Origin of the sequence: Synechococcus sp. WH 8016, from assembly GCF_000230675.1 — a bacterium.
Lineage (GTDB): Bacteria > Cyanobacteriota > Cyanobacteriia > PCC-6307 > Cyanobiaceae > Synechococcus_C.
This window is the reverse complement of record NZ_AGIK01000004.1, coordinates 242809-263985: the sequence shown is the minus strand read 5'-3', so window position 1 is coordinate 263985 and position 21177 is coordinate 242809. Positions and strand designations below refer to the sequence as shown.

The window sequence follows — 21177 nt, the reverse complement described above, 5'->3', positions numbered from 1 at the left end:
TCCATTGGCTCTCACTGGTTAGGGTCTTCTTCTTCGCCGCTGTCTTCGCCGGTCATGGCATCCCTGAAGGCTTGTTGGCATCGCTCGATTCGGGAGATACCCGAACAGCAGTGGGAACAGCTGCTTGGTCCTGAGGTCAGTCCCTTCTATCGCTGGAATTGGCTGGCGGCCCTTGAAGATTCTGGGAGCGTGGCGCCCGATCAGGGATGGCAGCCACTGCACCTATCCCTGTGGCGCGGAGAGGAGCATCTTTGTGCGGTCGCTCCGCTGTATCTCAAGGGTCACAGTTACGGGGAGTTTGTGTTTGATCAAGCGTTCGCTCGGCTCGCTGGCGACCTTGGTCTTCGTTATTACCCAAAGTTGATTGGGATGAGCCCCGTCAGCCCGGTACAGGGCTATCGCTTCCATATCGCTGCAGATGAAGATTCTGCGGCATTGACCCAACTCATGCTGGAATTGATTGACACCTTTGCTCGTAATAATGGCATCCTCAGTTGTAATTTTCTCTACGTTGATCCGCTCTGGCGTCCTTTGGCAGAAGCTGCAGGTTGCGCTGCTTGGTTGAATCAGCAGAGTCTCTGGACATCAGATGGGCAGGCCAATTTTGACGACTATTTGGCAGGATTTAATGCCAATCAGCGCCGTAATATCAAACGAGAGCGGAAGGCGGTTCGTGCAGCAGGCATTGAGATCACCCCCCTGTGTGGTGAGGATCTCGATCCTTCATTGATGCAATGCATGCATCAATTTTATGAACAGCACTGTGCTCGTTGGGGGATGTGGGGTAGCAAGTATCTCGAAGCATCGTTTTTCGATGCCTTGTCTACGAATGCATTGCGTGAGCGGATTGTTCTCTTTAGTGCGCATCGTGGCAACCCCCATGAGCCAGTGGCGATGTCACTTTGCGTGCATGACGATGCATCGCTCTGGGGCCGGTACTGGGGGAGCCACGAAGAGATTGATTGTTTGCATTTTGAGGTTTGCTATTACGCCCCGATTGAGTGGGCTTTGAAGCAGGGACTGAAGAGTTTTGATCCAGGAGCAGGGGGAAGCCACAAGCGTCGGCGTGGGTTTGTGGCTCGACCTCATACCAGCCTCCATCGCTGGTATGAGCCCCAGATGGAAGGATTGATTCGTGGCTGGCTCGGCAAGGTCAATCCACTGATGCTCGAGGAGATTGAGGCAATCAATGCGGAGCTCCCTTTTCGAAAAGAGACGCCATCCCTTGCTCTGTAAGTTGAGAAGAGCCTTGCAGCCAGATTGAACCAGACCAACAGTGCCATAGACCTCAACGCCTGTGCTCAGCTGGATGATCAGTTGTCGCAGCGATTTATAGCCTTAGATCCGTTGGGTTATTTCTTGATTCGCGTGGATGTTGCTGCCGCTGAATTGGTTGTTGAGCACTACGGCAACACGATTGATGAGCAAGGCCTTGCACGAGATCCAGATTCCGGGGAAGTGATTGCTTGCCGGAAGGGTGGTCCTAGAACGCCCACGGCCGTGTTGCGTGGGCGTACGGCAAAAGAATTGGGGATTGCCTTGTGCGAAGGGGACGGAGACCATCCCCTAAGCCGTTTGGATCATGCGCTGTATTTGGGTCGGGAACTTCAGAAGGCAGAACAGTGTTTGCGCGAAGGAAGTCCTTACGTTCAGGATTAAACCCTCAAACAGGCTGAAGTTCGCGAGAGTTGCTGGGTTCTTCTGGTGGCAATGATTCCAGCTGCTCACGGATTTCCTGTTGCACAATCGCTCTGTACTCCATGAAATGTTCGTTGTGCGCAAGGACAACGATGAACTGCTCAAGCATGGCTGGATTCTGGCGAGCCATTCCAAACAGATAGCGCCAAAAGCGCCCGCGAGTATCGCGTTTTAGGCCTTGACGCCAGATCACAATCGATAGTGCTTTGATATCAGTCCAGGTAGGCAACTTGCTGGTTCCTTTCCAGCGTGGCGCTCCCATTTTTAAGTAGTAGGAATAAACCCGATCCATGTAGGCATTGGGTTCGTAAAGCGTGCAAAATGCTTCGACATATTCGTTGGCAATGTCACGAATGGGTCGGGTTGGTTTGAAATTAAGCAAATTCGTTTGGTTAACACCCTTGGCTGCCGATTCGTCTTGAATCAAGCGACCTTCTTTTTCAAGACGATGCCATAGGGCTGTGTTGGGAAGGGCTTGCAGCATTCCCATCATGGCTGCAGGAATTCCTGTACGGGTTACGAAATCAACGATCCGTAAGCCAGCACCATCTTTTTCTCCATCGAAACCAATGATGAATCCAGCCATCACCCGAATGCCATTGGCCGTAATGCGGTCAACAGCGGCATCGAGTGGATTGCGAGTGTTTTGAACTTTTCTCGCGGTTTCTAGGCTGGCTTCATCAGGAGTTTCAATGCCAAGGAACACGCTTTCAAAACGAGCTTCGTGCATCATTCGCATCATTTCGTCGTCATCGGCTAGATCGACGGATGCTTCAGTTGCAAAACTGAACGGGTAGCCACGGTCTTCTTGCCAGGCTTTGATTTGCGGCAGCAAAAGCTTCGCGTTGCGCTTGTTGCCGATAAAATTGTCATCGACCAGGAAGATCGAACGCCTCCATCCAAGGTCATAAAGCGATTGCAATTCAGCAACCAACTGCTCAGGTGTTTTGGTGCGTGGTTTGCGTCCGTAGAGAACGATGATGTCGCAAAATTCGCAATTGAATGGACAGCCCCGCGAGAACTGGACGCTCATGGAGTCATAGGCCTCGAGCTGCAGCAGGTCAAAGCGGGGGATTGGGGTGGAGGTCACATCAGGCTTTTCTCCTTCTGCGCTGAACCGACCGCTGCGATCTCCCCTCTGAATGGCTTCGATAAACAGGGGCAGGGTGATTTCCCCCTCATCCAAGATTTTGAAATCAGCGTCCGCAATTTCAGGCGCATCAGGGGTGGAGCTGGCGTAGGGGCCTCCAACCGCTACTGGAATCCCACGACTCCTTGCTTCGTTGATCTGTTGTTGCATGTCGTCCTTCTGGACGATCATTCCCGAGATCACCACCAGCTCGGCCCAATCCCATTCGGCAGAGGTCACTTCGCGCACGTTGCGATCCACCAACTTCATCTCCCATTCCTGGGGAAGGAGGGCTGCAACCGTGACGAGGCCTAAAGGCGGTAGCAACACCTTTCGGTTGACCAGTTCCAGAATTTTTTCGTAACTCCAGAACGTCTTGGGGAATTGGGGATAGACGAAAAGGGTGCGCATGGTGGTATCGGGAGAGCTAAGCGTTCTGGGAAGCCGGCCAACCCTCAATGCAGACCGGTTATTAATCCGTAGATTTCGATGCGTACAAGCTTAAGCGTGTTTGCAAGCATCTCGGCAAGGTTTCTGATCTAATGGTTGCTGCAATCTGTGTCTGTTATGGGCGTCGCTATCTATTTGGGTCTTGTGGCTGCCGGTTTGGTGGCAGCATTTGTTCTCAGCACGATTCTGCGCGGCATCAAGCTGATTTGATTTCGTTCATCGGCATTCCACCTCGACGCCAGATCTCACCTAAGGAGAGAATCAGGCCAATTCCTCCTGCAATCGCGAATGTTGCTTGCAGTCCAAGACTGACTGTGAGCTGAGCTGCGATCAGGCCACTTAACCCTCCACCACCCAAAAAAGCGATTTGGCTTAATCCGGCCATTCGTCCTCTGAGCACCTGCTTTGAGCCAACCTGGGTGATCAAATTGGCGCTACTGAGAAGTCCAGCGGTTCCAGCGCCAATCAGCCAAACCATCAACAGCACGATGGGAACAAATTTGCTGCTGGCCATTCCAAGTTGAGCGATCGCCGTGATCAAGGCGAAACAACCGAGCGTGAGGCCGGGACGGCTGCTGAATTTGTGGCTGTTGCGTTGCAAGACGATCCCACCGGTGATGCTTCCTGCGGCCAGCACACTTGTGAATAAACCAAGGTCTTGAGGGCTTGGCCCGAGGGTGTCGGCGGCAATCAGGGGTGCCAGGCCTGGGTGAAAGAACCCCACGATGCAGATCAAGCCTGTGAACTTGAGCACGTGCCGTAAAACGGGTCCGCATTCTTTCCAGGCAGCCTTCAAGGTGGTGGAGCTTGTCGTGCTGCTGAGTTGTTCAATCGATCGGTTTGGCTTCAGCAGCCAGATCACGCTGGCAATGGGTAATAAATAGGTGAGGGCATCGAGGCTGAGGGCTGTGGCTGGTCCTGTCAAAGCCACAAGCCACCCCCCGATCGGAGGTCCGACTAATTTCCCAACATTGAAAACCACCGAAAAACTGGTGAGGTACGGCGCCAATGTGCGTGGGTCCTCCACCAGCAAGGCGCAGTATTTATTGCGGGCAGTGAGTTCGTAGGCACTGGCAATCCCCATGAGCAGGGTGCTGGCGAGCAGCACAGCAACCTGGGCTGTTCCCTCCAAAAGAGGAATCGATAGGGCCCCAAGGAGCCCTGCTCCGAGGAGCGCCCATTGCGCCTGAATGAGCACCTGCTCGCAGCCGATTCGATCGGTGCGAACACCCGCGGCTCCACTCACGATCAGGGTCGGGAGTGAGAGAGCTGCAAAATGCAGGGCGAGCAACATGGCGTTGTCGGTGCCGCTCATCAAGATCCAACCTTTGGCGGTGAGACCTGCGAAAGAACCAGCTGTGCTTAACCCTGAGGCAATGAGAAAAATTGTGCGTTGCCGTTCATGCCAGCTGGGGCTTCTGTTCACGTCGCACCGCGAGCTGCGGCGACCATGTGAGCAGCACCGACCACTCGGCCGGTGAGGTCGTAGATGTCTGCGCCTGTGATCTGAACCGGCACCATGGTTCCGGGATGGACTTGCAGTCCGTTATCCCCTGGCTGCACCAGCACTTCTCCGTCCACTTCCGGCGCGAAGCGGGAACATCGGCCAATCATTTCCCCGGTGGAGGGATTGTGTTGCTCCACTAAAACATCCACGGTTTTGCCAATCCAAGAGGCATTGCGAGCAGCGGAAATGGGCTGTTGCAAGGTCATTAACTTGTCCTTGCGCGCGATGGCAATCTCCTCAGGGACTGAATTTGGGAGGGTTGCAGCCGCCGTGCCGTCTTCTGGCGAGAAGGTGAAGATGCCAACGTGATCAAAGCGTTGACGTTCTAAAAATCCGGCCAAATGTTCGAATTGTTCCTCTGTTTCGCCGGGAAATCCCACAATCAATGTGGTGCGAAGAATGGCCTCAGGGAGTTGTTCACGAATCTGTTCCAGCAATCGTTCATTGACATCGGCTTGCCAAGGGCGATTCATCGCTCTCAACACCTCAGGATGGCTGTGCTGAAGCGGTAAATCGAGATAGGGCAGCACATTGGGAACATCTCGATAGGCCGCAAGAACCTCAGGGGTGAGGCCCGTGGGATAGGCGTAGTGGACGCGAATCCAGGGGATTTCCACGTCGCCGAGTGCCTTGAGAAGGTCGGCAAGGCGCGGCTTGCCATAGAGGTCCAAGCCGTAATTGGTGGTGATCTGACTGATCAGGATCAGTTCTTGAACCCCTTGTGCTGCCAGCTGATGGGCTTCAGCCACGATCGATTCGATCGGTCTTGAGCGTTGATTTCCGCGCAGATGGGGAATGATGCAAAATGCGCAGCGGTAGTCGCAGCCTTCAGCAACTTTTAAGTAGGCAACCGCTTCCCCTGTGGTGCGATACCGGGGCAGATTTTCATCGGCCACAAAGGTTGGCGTCTCACTGACGCGGTTCACCCGCTCACCGGCTTCTACCTGCTGCAGCACCTCCACAATGTGCTGATAATCACCGGTGCCCACGATCGCTTTTGCCTCTGGTATCGACTCCAGAAGCTCATCCTGAAAATGCTGGGCCAAGCATCCTGCAATGATCAGCTCCTTGCCTTGCTCTGCAAGTCCCACAAGGGTTCGTACGGACTCTTCGCGGGCGTCTTGAATGAAGCTGCAGGTATTCACCACCACTAGGTTGGCGTCGTTTTCATCGCTGCTCACCCCATAGCCGGCCTCAGCCAGAAGTCCGAGCATGTGCTCTGTATCCACGCGATTTTTCTCGCAGCCCAGATGGGCGAAGGCCACGGTGGGCCGTTCCGAGAGGCTGTTGCCTGTTTTGGCGTCCCCGGCCATGGCATGACCCTGCAATCCCTCACTTTAGGAGCGGATGAACGGATGACACCCATGCTTCAACGTTGAATTGCTTACGCTTTGCTGCCAAAATCAGGGGTAATTGATCGCCTTTGATGGCAACTCAGCGTCTCACCAGCCGACGCCGGCAGGACCAAGGTTCGAAATGGGTCCGAATTGTGATGGCCGTTTTGGCCACGGTCGGCGTGATCGATACGGGGTCGATCACCCTGAAGTTTTGGGGAGTACTGGGGAATCTCAGCTGCCCGATGGGCGCGGGTGGTTGCGACAAGGTCCTGAATAGCCCCTGGGGCACGTTGTTTCAGGGAGATGGGTTCAGCATTCCCCTCTCTTTTGCAGGCTTGATCGCCTATCTCGCAGTCCTGGTCATGGCGGTTGTGCCTTTGCTCCCAGGTTTGTCGGAGAACAAAGCTGACTTGTCGCGTCGCACCTGGTGGGGCTTGTTCACGGTCTCCCTCGTGATGGCTGTGTTCAGCCTGGTGCTCGTGGGTCTGATGGTGATCAAGATCCAGGCCTTCTGTTTTTTCTGCGTTCTTTCGGCTCTGCTCTCCCTGTGCTTGTTGGTGTTGTCATTGGTTGGAGGTGGATGGGACGACCCCTCCCAACTGCTGTTTCGAGGCTTCCTTCTCGCTCTGGCCGTGTTGCTTGGTGGCCTGATTTGGGCTTCCGTGCTGGACCCTGCCCGTCCTGATGCCGTTGCCACAGGCCCAGGCGCAGCTCCCCCGGTGCTCAGCGAGAGCAACCCAGCAAAAATCTCTCTTGCCGAACATCTCACGGCCTCGGGAGCGGTGATGTACAGCGCCTATTGGTGCCCTCATTGCCATGAACAGAAGGAGCTCTTCGGTAAAGAAGCTGCCGACACTCTCAAAGTTGTTGAATGCGCCCCAACAGGTCAAAACAACGAAGCCAAGCTTTGCCAGAGCAAGGGCATTGAGGGATTCCCAACCTGGGAGATCAACGGAGAGCTGGACTCTGGTGTGAAAAAGCTTCCAGATCTCGCACGTCTGTCTGGATATCAGGGCCCCAAGGACTTCTAAACACAAGAACCAACCATTAAGAGGTCACTGCTCTCGTTCCGATGCCTTGGCCTTTTATTTGGCGGCTATGGCGGCACCATTGAGGTAAGGGGGCTGGGGTGTCATTACGGAAGTGTCCGCCCCTGCTTTCCTTTCGGAACAAACAAGCCTCCAACAGCAAAGAACTGGCTTGCTGGCGATGAAGCAGATCCAACATCAGGTTCAGCTCTGCCCGCCTGCTTTCATCGAGAAGGGTGCTCCGCTCAGGATGTTGTTGCTGCATCAACTTGAGAGGAGTCATTGCTTCCAAGATTGGCGTTGCTTTCTGCAGAGTTCCCAACACGTCCCTCATGCCATGAGCTGATCGGTCAACGCCGGCCACACGCCAGCACTCTGATCTCAGCCACTGGATGGATTGGCTTAGCTCTTGTTGGCTGAACGCTTGATGATCCTGAACGGTGTCTGATGGTGCTTCCGTGCGTTGTTCCTCTGTGGTGGCATTTGAGAGTGGATCGCCAAGGTCGATGTCACGCAATTGCCTAGCGAAGACAAGGCATTCCATCAAAGAGTTGCTGGCGAGGCGATTGGCTCCATGCAGACCGGTGCAGGCCACTTCGCCAACGGCGTAAAGGCCAGGAAGGCTGGTCGTCGCTTTCAAGTCGGTGGCGACACCTCCCATCCAGTAATGGGCCGCTGGAGCCACTGGAATGGGCTGTTGTTCTGGGTTGATTCCAAAGTTGTGGCAGCGTTCAAGGATGTTGGGAAAGCGCCGTTGCAACGTTTGAGCGTCGATGGGGGTGAGGTCCAGACCCATGTGGGCGACCCCCTGGGCCTGCATGCGACGAACCAGCGCACGACTGACCTGATCTCTTGGGGCTAAGTCTTTTCCAGCAAGCTCTTGGACGGGGCTTTGTCCCAGGGCGTCGACGAGGAGAGCCCCCTCTCCGCGGACGGCCTCCGAGATCAAGAAGCAGGGTGCATGTTCAAGCTTGAGGGCTGTGGGATGGAACTGAATGAATTCCAGGTCTTCGATGGCCGCTCCCGCTTGCCAGGCCAGCGCAACACCTTCACCACAGGCCTGTGCTGGGTTGGTCGTGTTGGTGTAAAGGTGGCCGCCACCGCCGGTGGCTAGGACCACAGCACGGGCGGGGATCCAGTGAAGCCTCGGGCCTTCGAGTACCTGGACGCCACAGCAGCGATTGTCTTGCACCCACAGCTGGGTGACCCGTACGCCTCGGCGATGCTGCAAGCCAGGACGAGCATCCACGCGTTCTCGCAAGACATCCACCAAGGCTTTGCCCGTGCGGTCTTGCACATGCAGAACCCTGCGATGACTGTGGGCCGCCTCCAGGGTGGTCGCGAGTGATCCATCCGAGTTGCGATCAAACTCCATGCCGAGCTCTTGAAGTCTGAGCACGCTTTGCGGGGCTTCATCAACCAACAGGCGCACCGCATCCCCATCACATAGCCCAGCGCCTGCTCTCACGGTGTCTTCGCCGTGGCTTCCAGCGTTGTCGTTGGAACGGGTCACTGCCGCGATTCCTCCTTGAGCCCAGCGACTCGACGATCGCCGACTCGTGTTTCGATTGAGGAGCAGGACCCGAAGACCCGCTGGAAGCTCCAAACATGTCATCAGTCCGGCAGCACCGGCGCCAATCACGATCACATCCCAGGGCCCAGGCGCAATCGGATCGATAGAGGTTGCGTGGCTGCTCATGGGAGCAAAAACCGCCAGTGCACCTGGCGGTTAAAGCTTGGATCAGTGTTAACGGTACTGACCGTCGTTGATGCGATCGAAGCCCTCGTTGAGCGCAATCGATGGAGCTGTGACCACAAAATTGTCGCGGTATTTCTCGAACAATTCTTTCTGACGTTCGGAAAGGTCGAGATCTAAAACGTCATCGACGTTCTCATAGGGACCTCCGAGAACAATTTTTCCCGCGAAGGTGGGGTACATCCCAGGAAATTGCTGAAAGCGGCGCACAGAGGAATTGTTTAGATCAACCTTGTCGCCACGTTCGGCGAGTTTGTCGTCTGCGACATTTCTGATCTCAGCGGCAGAAACACTGGGGGGAACGAGAAGGCCTATCAGTAGGCCAGCGATCACAACCAAGCCCGTCAGCCAGGACAACAGGCGCTTCATCTGAACTCTCCGTTGGGATTCGGAACATAACTTCCGGCAGCGCCGGTACGGAAACCATACAAGTGCAGAACCCTTTTGCTGCCTCAGCACAGTCAGGCGTTCGCAGTTCGTTTCAGATCAGACCGCTCAGGCTTGGGACTGAGAGGGAGAGCCCGAGAAACAAAGCATCGATAAACAGAGTGGTGGAAAGGACAGCAGCGGCCACTCTCCAAGCCTCTTGATGCTCTGAAGGCCTGGCTGATTGCGTCCAAAACTGTTTTGCCAACCAGAGGATCAGCCCTGCGGCTGCAGAGAGGATCAAGAGAGAAACAGGTTGCAAAACCAGCTTTGCTGCTTCGCTGAGCAGAAAGGGGGCCTCGCTCGATGTGGCTTGAACAACCTGTGGCCAAAACGACATGACCCCTGTCAGGGCCATGGTGATATCGGTGAAGGCGGTGCCCAGGAGTGAGGCTAAATAAAAGGAACAGCTCAGCTTCCAGCGACTCTTCAGCCCGCCAATCGCTAGCGGTACGGCGATGGCCTCTATGGGTAAGTGCCACACCGGATGCATGCGCAGCCATCCCCAGAACAGGGTGCCAGCGAGCCAACTGCCGCTGAACCCCACCAGCAGGGTTCCCGCTCGCTTCCAAGCAGCATTGCCAACCTGTACTGCCACAATCCCCGTCGTCAGCAGAACTGCGGTGAACAGACAGGAGCTAAACGGGTGAAAGCGAACCCAGGGTGCCTGGAGGAAGACTGGCAGAACAACCAACGCCGATGCCCAGAAGGACAACGAGCGAGGAAACGAAACCGATGGTGCCTGAGAAATAATCAGGCTCTTCTTGTCCGTTATTGGCGTCTGAATCAGACCACTCAGCAAAAGTGCTTCCCCGTTGAAGTAACTAAAGGACTCGAAGATTAGAAGATTTGAACCGGTTGTTGGGATCTTGCGCCTAAGAATGATTAAAACGTCGCCAACCTCGTCGCCCTTAACACGTGCGGCTTGTCTCGTAGTGGCTCATAGTCGTATAGCCCTCATTAAAAGAGCGCTTTGACGCCAGATCCCGGACTGCTGGAAGCTTGCTGGCGTGACTTTGTGCTTGGTGTCGTGCAGGGGCTCACGGAATTTTTGCCGATCAGCAGCACGGCCCATCTAAAAGTTGTTCCTGTTCTTGCTGGATGGGGTGACCCTGGCGTGTCGGTGACCGCTGTGATTCAACTAGGCAGCATCGTTGCTGTTATTGCCTATTTCCGTGCTGATTTGGCGGGAGTGCTCAAAGGCATCAGTGGAGCTGTCCGCCGCGGTCAATGGCGTGAACCTGAGGCGCGGCTTGGGATTGCGATGGTGATTGGCACCATGCCTATTTTGATTGCTGGTTTGTGCATCAAGTTTTTTTGGCCTGACTATGCAATCTCTCCACTAAGAAGCGTTCCGGCCATTGCCGTGGTGTCGATTGTGATGGCACTTCTCTTGGGCTCCGCTGAACGGATCGGGCCGCGAATGAAGCAGCTCACTCAGGTGGAAGGACGAGATGGATTGGTTGTGGGTTTAGCCCAGGTGCTGGCGCTGATCCCTGGCGTTTCTCGTTCGGGAAGCACGCTCACGGCATCCCTTTTTGATGGATGGAAGCGCGCGGATGCAGCGCGCTTCTCATTTTTGTTAGGGATTCCTGCCATCACGATTGCTGGATTGGTGGAATTGAAGGACGTCTTTTCAGAGCCCAGCGCGGGGGGGGTGTTACCTGTTTTCGTGGGGATCTGCTCTGCGGCAGTGGTGTCCTGGCTTGCCATCGACTGGCTCATTAAATATCTCCAGAGCCACAGCACCTGGGTTTTTGTGGTGTACCGGTTGCTTTTTGGTGTGCTGCTTCTGGTCTGGTGGTCTGGTTCGGCATCAAACTGAACGAAGTTGACCGTGAGCCCCGTGTGGAATGAACCTTCTGCCGGTGTTGCTGTTTCGGCTCTTGATCCGGATCGTGCTTCTCGCCAGCCCTCACCAGCTGTGGTGGCATCGGTCGAGCCTGGATCGATCGGAGAGGACCTTGGCTTTGAGCCTGGCGATCAGCTGTTAAGCATCAACGGTGTTCGACCTCGAGACCTGATCGATTACCGCTATTTGATCGTGGAAGAAGAGTTGCACTTAGAGATACGCGATGCAGCAGGGGCGCTCCATCAGGTGGATCTGGAAAAGGATGAGGACGACGGCCTAGGGCTGGCTTTTACAGAAGCCTTGTTTGATGGATTGCGTCAGTGCAGCAACGCCTGTGCCTTCTGCTTCATCGATCAGCAACCACCTGGCCATCGCAGCAGCCTTTATCTCAAGGATGACGACTATCGCTTGAGTTTTCTCTACGGCTCTTACCTCACCCTGACGAATCTCAGTGATTCCGATTGGTACAGGATTGAACAACAGCGTCTGTCTCCTTTATTTGTTTCTGTCCATGCCACGGACCCTGATCTGCGCTCGAGCCTTTTGCAGAATCCACGAGCCGGTCAGCTGTTGCAGCAACTGGCTTGGTTCGCCGAACGCGATTTGCAGATCCACGCGCAAGTGGTGGTGTGCCCCGATCAAAACGATGGAGAGGCGCTGCTGCGCACCATTAAGGATTTGGCGCAATTTGCAGGCGGTGACTGGCCTGCAGTGCTCTCTGTCGCCGTTGTGCCGGTTGGCCTGACTCGCTTCCGGCCGGCATCTGATGGCTTACGTGCGGTCACTCCAGTGGATGCCAGGAAGGTGATTGCCGCGGTGGAACCTCTTCAGAAGGAGTTTCAGCTCAAATTTGAAAGCAATTTTGCCTGGCTTTCAGATGAGTGGTATTTGATTGCGGGGTTGTCGTTGCCCTCGCGCGCGAGCTACGAAGACTTTCCTCAGCAGGAAAATGGGGTTGGCAGTATCCGGGCGTTTCTCGCTTCGCTGGATGAGGCCACCACCAATCTTCCCCAGTCTGTTGAGACACCAGTGAGGAGCAGCTGGGTGGTGGGACGCTTGGTTGCCAATGCCCTGGAGCCTGTCCTGCAGAGGCTCAATGCGGTGGAGGGAGTCCAGCTCAGCTTGTATGGCCTCCCGAGCCCATACTGGGGGCAAGATCAAGTTGTGACTGGCTTACTAACTGGACAAGACCTTCTTGATGGCCTCATCGATCAAGATCTTGGTGATCAGCTTTTGCTGCCTTCCGTCATGCTCCGTCAAGGCGATCCGGTGTTTTTGGACGACATGACCTTGGATCAATTAAGGGCGACTTTGCCGGTTCCGGTCCGAATTGTGCATGGAGCAGCTGAGATCGTGGCCTCTGCACTCGGCTCCAATGAAAAAAGCACCTAAACTCCGCAGAGTTCCAGTTTTATTGTGCTTCGGACAGCTGCTCATATTTTTCTAATCGCAGGTTGCCTGCCTGTGTTTGGCGCGTCGACTGCACTTGCTGAGGCTGTAAATGGCGAGTCGCCTTCCTCTGATTCATTGCTGATGGATCAATCGACGCTGCCTAACGCCCTTGAGCTCAAAGGATCGCGTCCTAAGGCCGATCCATCTGTCATGCCACCAGCCGCAACAACGCTTCCTGAGGATTTGGATGCGCTGAAGTCACCAGATAGTCTCGCCCTACCCGATCTCCCTTCTCAGGTCACGATCCGTGAACTTCGCCCCTTAACCCTTGCCGAGGTTGAGCGACTTGTTGAAGTTAATAATCCCCGCTTGAAAGCTGCTGCAAGTCAAGTTGAACAGGCTAAATCAGGAGTTCTTGCTGCGATTTCAGCTTGGTACCCCACCGTGAATCTCACAGCGAATGGACTTCCTCAATATTTAGATGGTGAGCAATACCGAAATCCTGATTTTGCGCGGACTGCTCGTAACCCCGAAACTGGGCTTCCCGAGCCAAAGCCCAACACCTATACAACACGATGGTCTGCCAATTTTTCGGCTCAAGTTCAATGGAATTTGATAGACCCAAGACGGGTTCCGCAAATTTCTGCAGCACGCGATAATTTTGAGAAAGCTAGTGATGCCTATCTCATTGCATTGAGGGATTTAAGGCTTCAATCTTCAACCAGTTATTTTCAGCTTCAGCGTCAGGATGAGCAGGTCAGGATTGGTCAGCAGTCGGTGAGAGCTTCTCTGGTGAGCTTGCAGCAAGCAAGTGCTCGCTATCAAGCTGGAGTCGCGACCAAGCTGGAAGTCTTGGAAGCACAGACGCAGCTATCCAGAGACCGCCTTGTGCTCACAGACGGTTTGGCAGAGCAAGCCCAGGCTCGCCGAGCCTTAGCTGCACTTTTGGACCTTCCACAGGATGTCACTCCCACAGCCGCGAATCCAGCTCGCGTGATCGGAATTTGGCAACCATCCCTTCAAGAAAGCATCATCGCTGCCTATGCATTTCGGGAAGAATTAGATCAATTTATTCTTGATATTTCCATCAATAACAGTAATGCGAACGCAGCTCTTGCCGAAGTTCAGCCTGTGTTGACCATCTTCAATAATTTCAATACGAGCAAGAATCAAGGGCAAAGCGGCCAGACGGGCTCCGTTAATATGGACGACTACAACTGGAACGTAAGTAACGCGGTCGGCTTAAACGCAACTTGGGCGATTTTTGATGGTGGGCGTGCCCGTGCTCAATATCGCCAAAACAAGCAGCGAGCCGAGCAGAGCAAATTCAACTTTGCTTCTGAGCGTGATCGCATACGTTCTCAAGTGGAAGAAAGTTTCTATAACCTCCGCAAAGCAACTCAAAATATCCACACCACCTCCACTGAGGTTCTCTCCTCGGCAGAGTCGTTGCGACTATCTCGCCTGCGCTTCCAAGCTGGTGTGACCACTCAACGGGAAGTTGTGGATACACAGCGTGACCTTACAAGTGCTGAGGTTCGCTATGCCAATGCAATTACTGAGTACAACATCAGTATTGCCCAATTGCGTCGTCGTACAGGACTTGACCAAGTGATGGCATGTTCTGCCCTCAATTTGCCTGCTACAAAGTCAAGCCAGGCCGGTATCGATGTCCCCATCGAGCCGCAACCCAATCGGCCTGCTTGTCAAGCTCCGGTTCCTGTCGTTCAGGGCTGACCAGGGTGCCTGACCCGCTTACTCCTCAGCAACTCCAGCGGGTACATCGTTTACTCGACCAAGTCGCTGAACGTCAGCGCAATGATTTCGGCCACATCGTGTCCGACGTCAAACCGGATGGAAGTCTGATCACAGCCTGCGATCGATGGAGTGATGCTGCCTTTGTTCAGGGATTAGCTGAGATTGCTCCTGGCGAGGGGGTGCTCAGCGAAGAAGGAAGTCGAGAGTGCCCGTCGACCCAGGCGTACTGGGTGGTTGATCCTTTGGATGGCACCACAAATTTTGCTTCTGGGATTCCCTATTGGGCTATTTCGATCGCACGATTCGTAGACGGGGAGCCGTCAGAGGCTTTTCTTGACATTCCTTCCTTGCGTCAGAGGATCGTTGCGATTCGAGGACAAGGTGCTTGGCGGAATCAAAAACGTTTGACTCCTGAGAGCAGGGTTGCTGCTGGAAGTTCATGCATCTCTCTTTGCAGTCGATCCATTCGCGTTCTTCAGAAAAGACCAGACCAGGCCTTCCCTGGAAAAATTCGTCTTTTGGGTGTTGCAAGCCTTAATTTGGTCAGTGTGGCGATGGGGCAAACCGCTGGTGCGCTCGAGGCCACTCCCAAAATTTGGGACTTGGCTGCAGCTTGGCTTGTTCTTACTGAACTGGGCTGCCCACTGCTCTGGCTGGGCCCTCACCCGGCTCATTTGCAACCAGGATGCGATCTCTCAGAGATGGGCTTCCCTGTCGTAGCTGCTGGCTCTCAGAAGCAGCTGGAGCGCTTGGCACCTTGGGGAGAGTCTCTTTTGAAGGGTTGAGCTCAAGGGGAGTAAAAAATGCCCGAAGAAGAGGAGGGTTGCGCAAAGGGTGAGTGTTGGGTTATGGTTTTGGACTGCGCAGGGGAGTTTGCTCCGAAGCGCAGCCGATGGATGCGAAGAGCGAAAGCTTGAAGTGTTCAGCGGGTGCTTACGAGATTGAGGGAGCGATCCCACGATGTTGTAAGTTTCACAAGCGGTCGCGAGACCGCAGGCCGCACGTCTCTGAAAGGGGACGCAAAGCCAGAACCTGGACAATTGAAAAGTTTAGGAACTGACGCTTTTATCGCGTTTAGTTTGAACTGAAGGCCGCAAGGTTTTTGGTTTGGCTAAATGATATTGCGATAAAGGTGTGAGGTCCCGTCAACAAAATTTTAGTTGCAGAGAAGCATTGTGCTTACAACTTAAAAGTTTTCACGAACTTTTGAGTTGTCGGTGTGCGCAATGTGGAGCAACGACCGGATCTGAGATCCTGGAAAGTCAAACGAAGAAGAAATTCTAAATTTGCACTCTTGTGAATCCTTCTGTCAGAGGAAGGGGGCGACAACTGCAGCCAGTACGCCAGTGCTGGGATGTGGGTGAAGCAAGTCAATCTGAGGTGAAAGCCAAAAGGGATTGATCTACAACGGAGAGTTTGATCCTGGCTCAGGATGAACGCTGGCGGCGTGCTTAACACATGCAAGTCGAACGAACCTTCGGGTTAGTGGCGGACGGGTGAGTAACGCGTGGGAATCTGCCCTCAGGAGGGGGATAACGGTTGGAAACGGCCGCTAATACCCCATATGCCGAGAGGTGAAATGAATTTCGCCTGAGGATGAGCCCGCGTCTGATTAGCTAGTTGGTGAGGTAAGAGCTCACCAAGGCATCGATCAGTAGCTGGTCTGAGAGGATGATCAGCCACACTGGGACTGAGACACGGCCCAGACTCCTACGGGAGGCAGCAGTGGGGAATTTTCCGCAATGGGCGAAAGCCTGACGGAGCAACGCCGCGTGAGGGATGAAGGCCTCTGGGCTGTAAACCTCTTTTATCAAGGAAGAAGATCTGACGGTACTTGATGAATAAGCCACGGCTAATTCCGTGCCAGCAGCCGCGGTAATACGGGAGTGGCAAGCGTTATCCGGAATTATTGGGCGTAAAGCGTCCGCAGGCGGCCCTTCAAGTCTGCTGTTAAAAAGTGGAGCTTAACTCCATCATGGCAGTGGAAACTGTTGGGCTTGAGTGTGGTAGGGGCAGAGGGAATTCCCGGTGTAGCGGTGAAATGCGTAGATATCGGGAAGAACACCAGTGGCGAAGGCGCTCTGCTGGGCCATCACTGACGCTCATGGACGAAAGCCAGGGGAGCGAAAGGGATTAGATACCCCTGTAGTCCTGGCCGTAAACGATGAACACTAGGTGTCGGGGGAATCGACCCCTCCGGTGTCGTAGCCAACGCGTTAAGTGTTCCGCCTGGGGAGTACGCACGCAAGTGTGAAACTCAAAGGAATTGACGGGGGCCCGCACAAGCGGTGGAGTATGTGGTTTAATTCGATGCAACGCGAAGAACCTTACCAGGGTTTGACATCCTGCGAATCTCTTGGAAACTTGAGAGTGCCTTCGGGAGCGCAGTGACAGGTGGTGCATGGCTGTCGTCAGCTCGTGTCGTGAGATGTTGGGTTAAGTCCCGCAACGAGCGCAACCCACGTCTTTAGTTGCCAGCATTTAGTTGGGCACTCTAGAGAGACCGCCGGTGATAAACCGGAGGAAGGTGTGGATGACGTCAAGTCATCATGCCCCTTACATCCTGGGCTACACACGTACTACAATGCTACGGACAAAGGGCAGCAAGTTCGCGAGGACAAGCAAATCCCATAAACCGTGGCTCAGTTCAGATCGTAGGCTGCAACTCGCCTACGTGAAGGAGGAATCGCTAGTAATCGCAGGTCAGCATACTGCGGTGAATACGTTCCCGGGCCTTGTACACACCGCCCGTCACACCATGGAAGTTGGCCACGCCCGAAGCCGTTACTCCAACCCTTGTGGAGGAGGACGTCGAAGGTGGGGCTGATGACTGGGGTGAAGTCGTAACAAGGTAGCCGTACCGGAAGGTGCGGCTGGATCACCTCCTAACAGGGAGACAAACAACGATTTTGATGTCTGAGTTATTTATTCTTAGGCCAAAATCCTGTCACCTTAGGTCGATCGGTACCTCAACTTTGAAGCTAAGAGAGTTCCAGCAATGGTTGTCTGCTTAGTGTAGATTTTTAGTTCCTAAACTTTGTCTAGTTCACAACCCATTAGGGATGAGACTCCTGGGCCATTAGCTCAGGTGGTTAGAGCGCACCCCTGATAAGGGTGAGGTCCCTGGTTCAAGTCCAGGATGGCCCATTCGGTGTAGGGGGTTTAGCTCAGTTGGTAGAGCGCCTGCTTTGCAAGCAGGATGTCAGGAGTTCGAGTCTCCTAACCTCCACTGACTACCAAAATCCCCATCTCCAAAACCTGGAGTATGAACTCGTATGGATTGTGATTTAGATTTGTCCGCTAGATGACCCTAGCTTCTTGTCATTTTAAGCTATGGAAATGATTCCATGATTTGATTGATAGGATGCTGGGCTCGATGCAATGTATTGAGAGATTAATGCATTGTTTTGATGTCTAGCCGAACCTTGACAACTGCATAGTTTAAGTCTGGAAAGAATAAAGCATCTTTATGGATGCATCATTTTTTCGTGTTAACGCATGAAAGAGTGATGTTAATTCTAAAGCAAGAGCCGAGACTCCAGTATGTTCTTTCAAATGTGTCGAGCGTTTGAGAGTTTGATTTTAATTTCTAGTTTTAGGAGCTATTTTTAGAGTCTAATTTTAGAAATTAGAAAAATCTGTTTCAACAACAGCAAGCGTGCTGGAGATACATTGGTCAAGCTACAAAGGGCTCACGGCGGATACCTTGGCACACAGAGGCGATGAAGGACGTGGTTACCTGCGATAAGTCTCGGGGAGCTGGAAACACGCTTTGATCCGGGAATTTCCGAATGGGGCAACCCCTAGAACGGCCAGCTGAATCTATAGGCTGGCGCGAGCCAACCCAGCGAACTGAAACATCTTAGTAGCTGGAGGAAAGGAAAGTAAAAACGACTCCCTAAGTAGCGGCGAGCGAACGGGGAAGAGCCTAAACCAATGGTTTCGACCATTGGGGTTGTGGGACAGCAACGTGGATCAGGAATGTTAGTGGAAGTGTTTGAAAGACACGCCATAGAGGGTGAAAGCCCCGTACACGAAAACTGAACTGACCTAGCTGTATCCCGAGTAGCACGGAGCACGTGAAATTCCGTGTGAATCAGCGAGGACCACCTCGTAAGGCTAAGTACTCCTGTGTGACCGATAGCGAAACAGTACCGCGAGGGAAAGGTGAAAAGAACCCCGGGAGGGGAGTGAAATAGAACATGAAACCGTGAGCCTACAAGCAATGGGAGCCCTACTCATAGGGTGACCGTGTGCCTGTTGAAGAATGAGCCGGCGACTTATAGGCACTGGCGGGTTAAACCGGAAATGGTGGAGCCATAGCGAAAGCGAGTCTGAATAGGGCGTTTGTCAGTGTTTATAGACCCGAACCCGGGTGATCTAACCATGGCCAGGATGAAGCTTGGGTGATACCAAGTGGAGGTCCGAACCGACTGATGTTGAAAAATCAGCGGATGAGCTGTGGTTAGGGGTGAAATGCCAATCGAACCCGGAGCTAGCTGGTTCTCCCCGAAATACGTTGAGGCGTAGCGTCTCGTGCTCCAGCAGGGGGGTAAAGCCACCATTTCGGTGCGGGCTGCGAGAGCGGTACCAAATCGAGATGAACTCTGAATACCCTGTGTGTAGCGAGGCAGTCAGACTGTGGGGGATAAGCTCCATGGTCGAGAGGGAAACAGCCCAGACCGCCAGCTAAGGTCCCCAAATCAACACTAAGTGATAAAGGAGGTGGGATTGCCCAGACAACCAGGAGGTTTGCCTAGAAGCAGCCATCCTCAAAGGAGTGCGTAATAGCTCACTGGTCGAGCGATCCTGCGCCGAAAATGAATGGGGCTAAGTGTTGTACCGAAGCTGCGGATTTATGGTAGGGGAGCGTTCTATGTGGGGCGAAGCGTTAGCGTGAGCGGGCGTGGACTGCATAGAAGTGAGAATGTCGGCTTGAGTAGCGAAAACATGGGTGAGAATCCCATGCACCGAAACCCTAAGGGTTCCTCCGGCAGGCTCGTCCGCGGAGGGTTAGTCTGGACCTAAGGCGAGGCCGAAAGGCGTAGTCGATGGATAACAGGTCAACATTCCTGTACCGGTTATGTTTTGGGAAGAGGGACGGAGAAGGCTAGCCAAGCCAGATGTTGGTTACTGGTTCAAGCGTTCGAGGCGTTGAGGATCGGCGAAAACGATCCGAGCTGAGGCGTGAGTACGAGCTGCTACGGCAGCGAAGTTGGTGATGTCATGCTTCCAAGAAAAGCTCTATACCCGTTAAGGCATAACTGCCAGTACCCGAAACCGACACAGGTGGGGTGGTAGAGAATACCGAGGTGCGCGAGGTAACTCTCTCTAAGGAACTCGGCAAAATGGCCCCGTAACTTCGGGAGAAGGGGTGCCACAGCAATGTGGTCGCAGTGAAGAGGCCCTGGCGACTGTTTACCAAAAACACAGGTCTCCGCTAAGTCGCAAGACGATGTATGGGGGCTGACGCCTGCCCAGTGCCGGAAGGTTAAGGAAGCCGGTCAGCGTAAGCGAAGCTGGCGACTGAAGCCCCGGTGAACGGCGGCCGTAACTATAACGGTCCTAAGGTAGCGAAATTCCTTGTCGGGTAAGTTCCGACCCGCACGAAAGGCGTAACGATCAGGGCGCTGTCTCGGAGAGAGGCTCGGCGAAATAGAATTGTCTGTGAAGATGCGGACTACATACACCCGGACAGAAAGACCCTATGAAGCTTTACTGTAGCTTGGTATTGTGCCCGGGCTCTGAATGCGCAGGATAGGTGGGAGACGTTGATCTAGTGCTCGTGGGTACTAGGGAGTCAATGGTGAGATACCACTCTTTCAGAGCTAGGGTTCTAACGTTCACCCGTTATCCGGGGAGCGGACAGTATCAGGTGGGCAGTTTGACTGGGGCGGTCGCCTCCTAAAAGGTAACGGAGGCGCGCAAAGGTTTCCTCAGGCTGGTTGGAAATCAGCCGACGAGTGCAAAAGCAGAAGGAAGCTTGACTGTGAGACCTACAAGTCGAACAGGGACGAAAGTCGGCTTTAGTGATCCGACGGTTCTGAGTGGAAGGGCCGTCGCTCAACGGATAAAAGTTACTCTAGGGATAACAGGCTGATCTCCCCCAAGAGTTCACATCGACGGGGAGGTTTGGCACCTCGATGTCGGCTCATCGCAACCTGGGGCTGAAGTCGGTCCCAAGGGTTGGGCTGTTCGCCCATTAAAGCGGTACGCGAGCTGGGTTCAGAACGTCGTGAGACAGTTCGGTCCATATCCGGTGTATGCGTAGGAATATTGAGAGGATTTCTCCCTAGTACGAGAGGACCGGGAGGAACGCACCTCTGGTGTACCAGTTATCGTGCCAACGGTAAACGCTGGGTAGCCATGTGCGGAGTGGATAACCGCTGAAAGCATCTAAGTGGGAAGCCCACCTCAAGATGAGTATTCCCATGGGGTAACCCAGTAAGGTCACGGGAAGAACACCCGTTGATAGGCTCTACGTCGAAGTTCAGTAATGGATGCAGCGGAGGAGTACTAATAGACCGAGGGCTTGACCAACACTTGGTTCTTGCCTGAAAAGACTTTATTTAATCCAGATGTCATCATCAAAGCGAAAGTGGAGATGATGAAACTATGCAGTTCTCAGGGTTCAACCCTTGGGAATGTTTCTATCCTGGTGTCCATAGCGCTGTGGACCCACTCCGATCCATCTCGAACTCGGTTGTGAAACGCAGCAGCGGCGACGATATTTGGGGGGTAGCCCCCTGAGAAAATAGCTCGATGCCAGGTAAAAACATTTCAAACGAAGAAAGCCATCCCTTGAAGGGGTGGCTTTTTTTGTGCCTAATTTCGCGTTACTTTG

General features: G+C 53.9%; 14 protein-coding genes, 2 tRNA genes and 3 rRNA genes. 13 read left to right on the top strand and 6 right to left on the bottom strand.

The genetic code is table 11. The features are described from left to right. The first annotated feature begins 54 nt into the window (after positions 1 to 54). Positions 55 to 1236: a GNAT family N-acetyltransferase gene (locus SYN8016DRAFT_RS11335; RefSeq protein ID WP_006854554.1), complete on the top strand. Its 1182-nt coding sequence runs from the start codon at positions 55 to 57 to the stop codon at positions 1234 to 1236. 24 nt (positions 1237 to 1260) lie between these two features. Then, positions 1261 to 1659, top strand: coding sequence for a DUF4346 domain-containing protein (locus tag SYN8016DRAFT_RS11330; protein ID WP_006854553.1), 399 nt, complete (start codon positions 1261 to 1263; stop codon positions 1657 to 1659). A 4-nt stretch (positions 1660 to 1663) separates the two neighbouring features. On the opposite strand, the gene SYN8016DRAFT_RS11325 is transcribed toward SYN8016DRAFT_RS11330, so the two are convergent. Then, positions 1664 to 3238, bottom strand: coding sequence for a B12-binding domain-containing radical SAM protein (locus tag SYN8016DRAFT_RS11325; protein WP_006854552.1), 1575 nt, complete (start codon positions 3236 to 3238; stop codon positions 1664 to 1666). 156 nt (positions 3239 to 3394) lie between these two features. Here SYN8016DRAFT_RS11325 and SYN8016DRAFT_RS11320 point away from each other — a divergent pair, with 156 nt between their 5' ends. After that, positions 3395 to 3487, top strand: coding sequence for a hypothetical protein (locus SYN8016DRAFT_RS11320; protein ID WP_006854551.1), 93 nt, complete (start codon positions 3395 to 3397; stop codon positions 3485 to 3487). Here the strand turns inward: SYN8016DRAFT_RS11320 and SYN8016DRAFT_RS11315 are convergent. Then, positions 3474 to 4703, bottom strand: coding sequence for an MFS transporter (locus tag SYN8016DRAFT_RS11315; protein ID WP_038014564.1), 1230 nt, complete (start codon positions 4701 to 4703; stop codon positions 3474 to 3476). The two genes, SYN8016DRAFT_RS11320 and SYN8016DRAFT_RS11315, sit on opposite strands and share 14 nt — an antisense overlap. Further along, positions 4700 to 6097 (bottom strand): 30S ribosomal protein S12 methylthiotransferase RimO, encoded by a 1398-nt coding sequence (rimO, locus tag SYN8016DRAFT_RS11310; RefSeq protein WP_006854549.1) that lies wholly within the window; start codon positions 6095 to 6097, stop codon positions 4700 to 4702. The genes SYN8016DRAFT_RS11315 and rimO overlap by 4 nt, the downstream gene beginning before the upstream one ends. A 113-nt stretch (positions 6098 to 6210) precedes the next feature. Between rimO and SYN8016DRAFT_RS11305 the strand changes: the two genes are divergently transcribed. Further along, positions 6211 to 7152 (top strand): vitamin K epoxide reductase family protein, encoded by a 942-nt coding sequence (locus SYN8016DRAFT_RS11305; protein WP_006854548.1) that lies wholly within the window; start codon positions 6211 to 6213, stop codon positions 7150 to 7152. 16 nt (positions 7153 to 7168) lie between these two features. Here the strand turns inward: SYN8016DRAFT_RS11305 and nadB are convergent, their stop codons facing one another. From nadB to SYN8016DRAFT_RS11290, 3 genes are all read right to left on the bottom strand, one after another. Continuing rightward, positions 7169 to 8848 (bottom strand): L-aspartate oxidase, encoded by a 1680-nt coding sequence (nadB, locus tag SYN8016DRAFT_RS11300; protein WP_006854547.1) that lies wholly within the window; start codon positions 8846 to 8848, stop codon positions 7169 to 7171. A 48-nt stretch (positions 8849 to 8896) separates the two neighbouring features. Next, positions 8897 to 9274: a photosystem II complex extrinsic protein PsbU gene (psbU, locus tag SYN8016DRAFT_RS11295; RefSeq protein WP_006854546.1), complete on the bottom strand. Its 378-nt coding sequence runs from the start codon at positions 9272 to 9274 to the stop codon at positions 8897 to 8899. A 112-nt stretch (positions 9275 to 9386) separates the two neighbouring features. Then, positions 9387 to 10133, bottom strand: coding sequence for a DUF3120 domain-containing protein (locus SYN8016DRAFT_RS11290; RefSeq protein ID WP_038014562.1), 747 nt, complete (start codon positions 10131 to 10133; stop codon positions 9387 to 9389). A gap of 171 nt (positions 10134 to 10304) precedes the next feature. On the opposite strand from SYN8016DRAFT_RS11290, the gene SYN8016DRAFT_RS11285 reads away from it, so the two are divergent. From SYN8016DRAFT_RS11285 to rrf, 9 genes are all read left to right on the top strand, one after another. After that, positions 10305 to 11156, top strand: coding sequence for an undecaprenyl-diphosphate phosphatase (locus SYN8016DRAFT_RS11285; RefSeq protein ID WP_006854544.1), 852 nt, complete (start codon positions 10305 to 10307; stop codon positions 11154 to 11156). A gap of 21 nt (positions 11157 to 11177) precedes the next feature. Next, positions 11178 to 12575, top strand: coding sequence for a TIGR03279 family radical SAM protein (locus SYN8016DRAFT_RS11280; RefSeq protein WP_038014641.1), 1398 nt, complete (start codon positions 11178 to 11180; stop codon positions 12573 to 12575). Positions 12576 to 12716: 141 nt separating this feature from the next. After that, positions 12717 to 14312 carry a TolC family protein gene (locus SYN8016DRAFT_RS11275; RefSeq protein WP_006854542.1) on the top strand — a complete coding sequence of 532 codons (1596 nt, stop codon included), beginning with the start codon at positions 12717 to 12719 and terminating at the stop codon, positions 14310 to 14312. A 5-nt stretch (positions 14313 to 14317) separates the two neighbouring features. After that, entirely contained in the window at positions 14318 to 15118 is an 801-nt protein-coding gene (locus SYN8016DRAFT_RS11270; protein ID WP_006854541.1) for an inositol monophosphatase family protein, read from the top strand. A 619-nt stretch (positions 15119 to 15737) separates the two neighbouring features. Continuing rightward, positions 15738 to 17222: ribosomal RNA gene (locus SYN8016DRAFT_RS11265) — 16S ribosomal RNA — on the top strand. A 184-nt stretch (positions 17223 to 17406) separates the two neighbouring features. Then, positions 17407 to 17480, top strand: a tRNA-Ile gene (locus SYN8016DRAFT_RS11260). A 9-nt stretch (positions 17481 to 17489) separates the two neighbouring features. Then, positions 17490 to 17562, top strand: a tRNA-Ala gene (locus tag SYN8016DRAFT_RS11255). Between the two features lie 445 nt (positions 17563 to 18007). Further along, a 23S ribosomal RNA gene (locus tag SYN8016DRAFT_RS11250) occupies positions 18008 to 20873 on the top strand. Between the two features lie 114 nt (positions 20874 to 20987). Next, a 5S ribosomal RNA gene (gene rrf / locus SYN8016DRAFT_RS11245) occupies positions 20988 to 21104 on the top strand. The 16S, 23S and 5S rRNA genes sit together here with 2 tRNA genes alongside, the layout of an rRNA operon. The last annotated feature ends 73 nt before the right edge of the window (positions 21105 to 21177 follow it).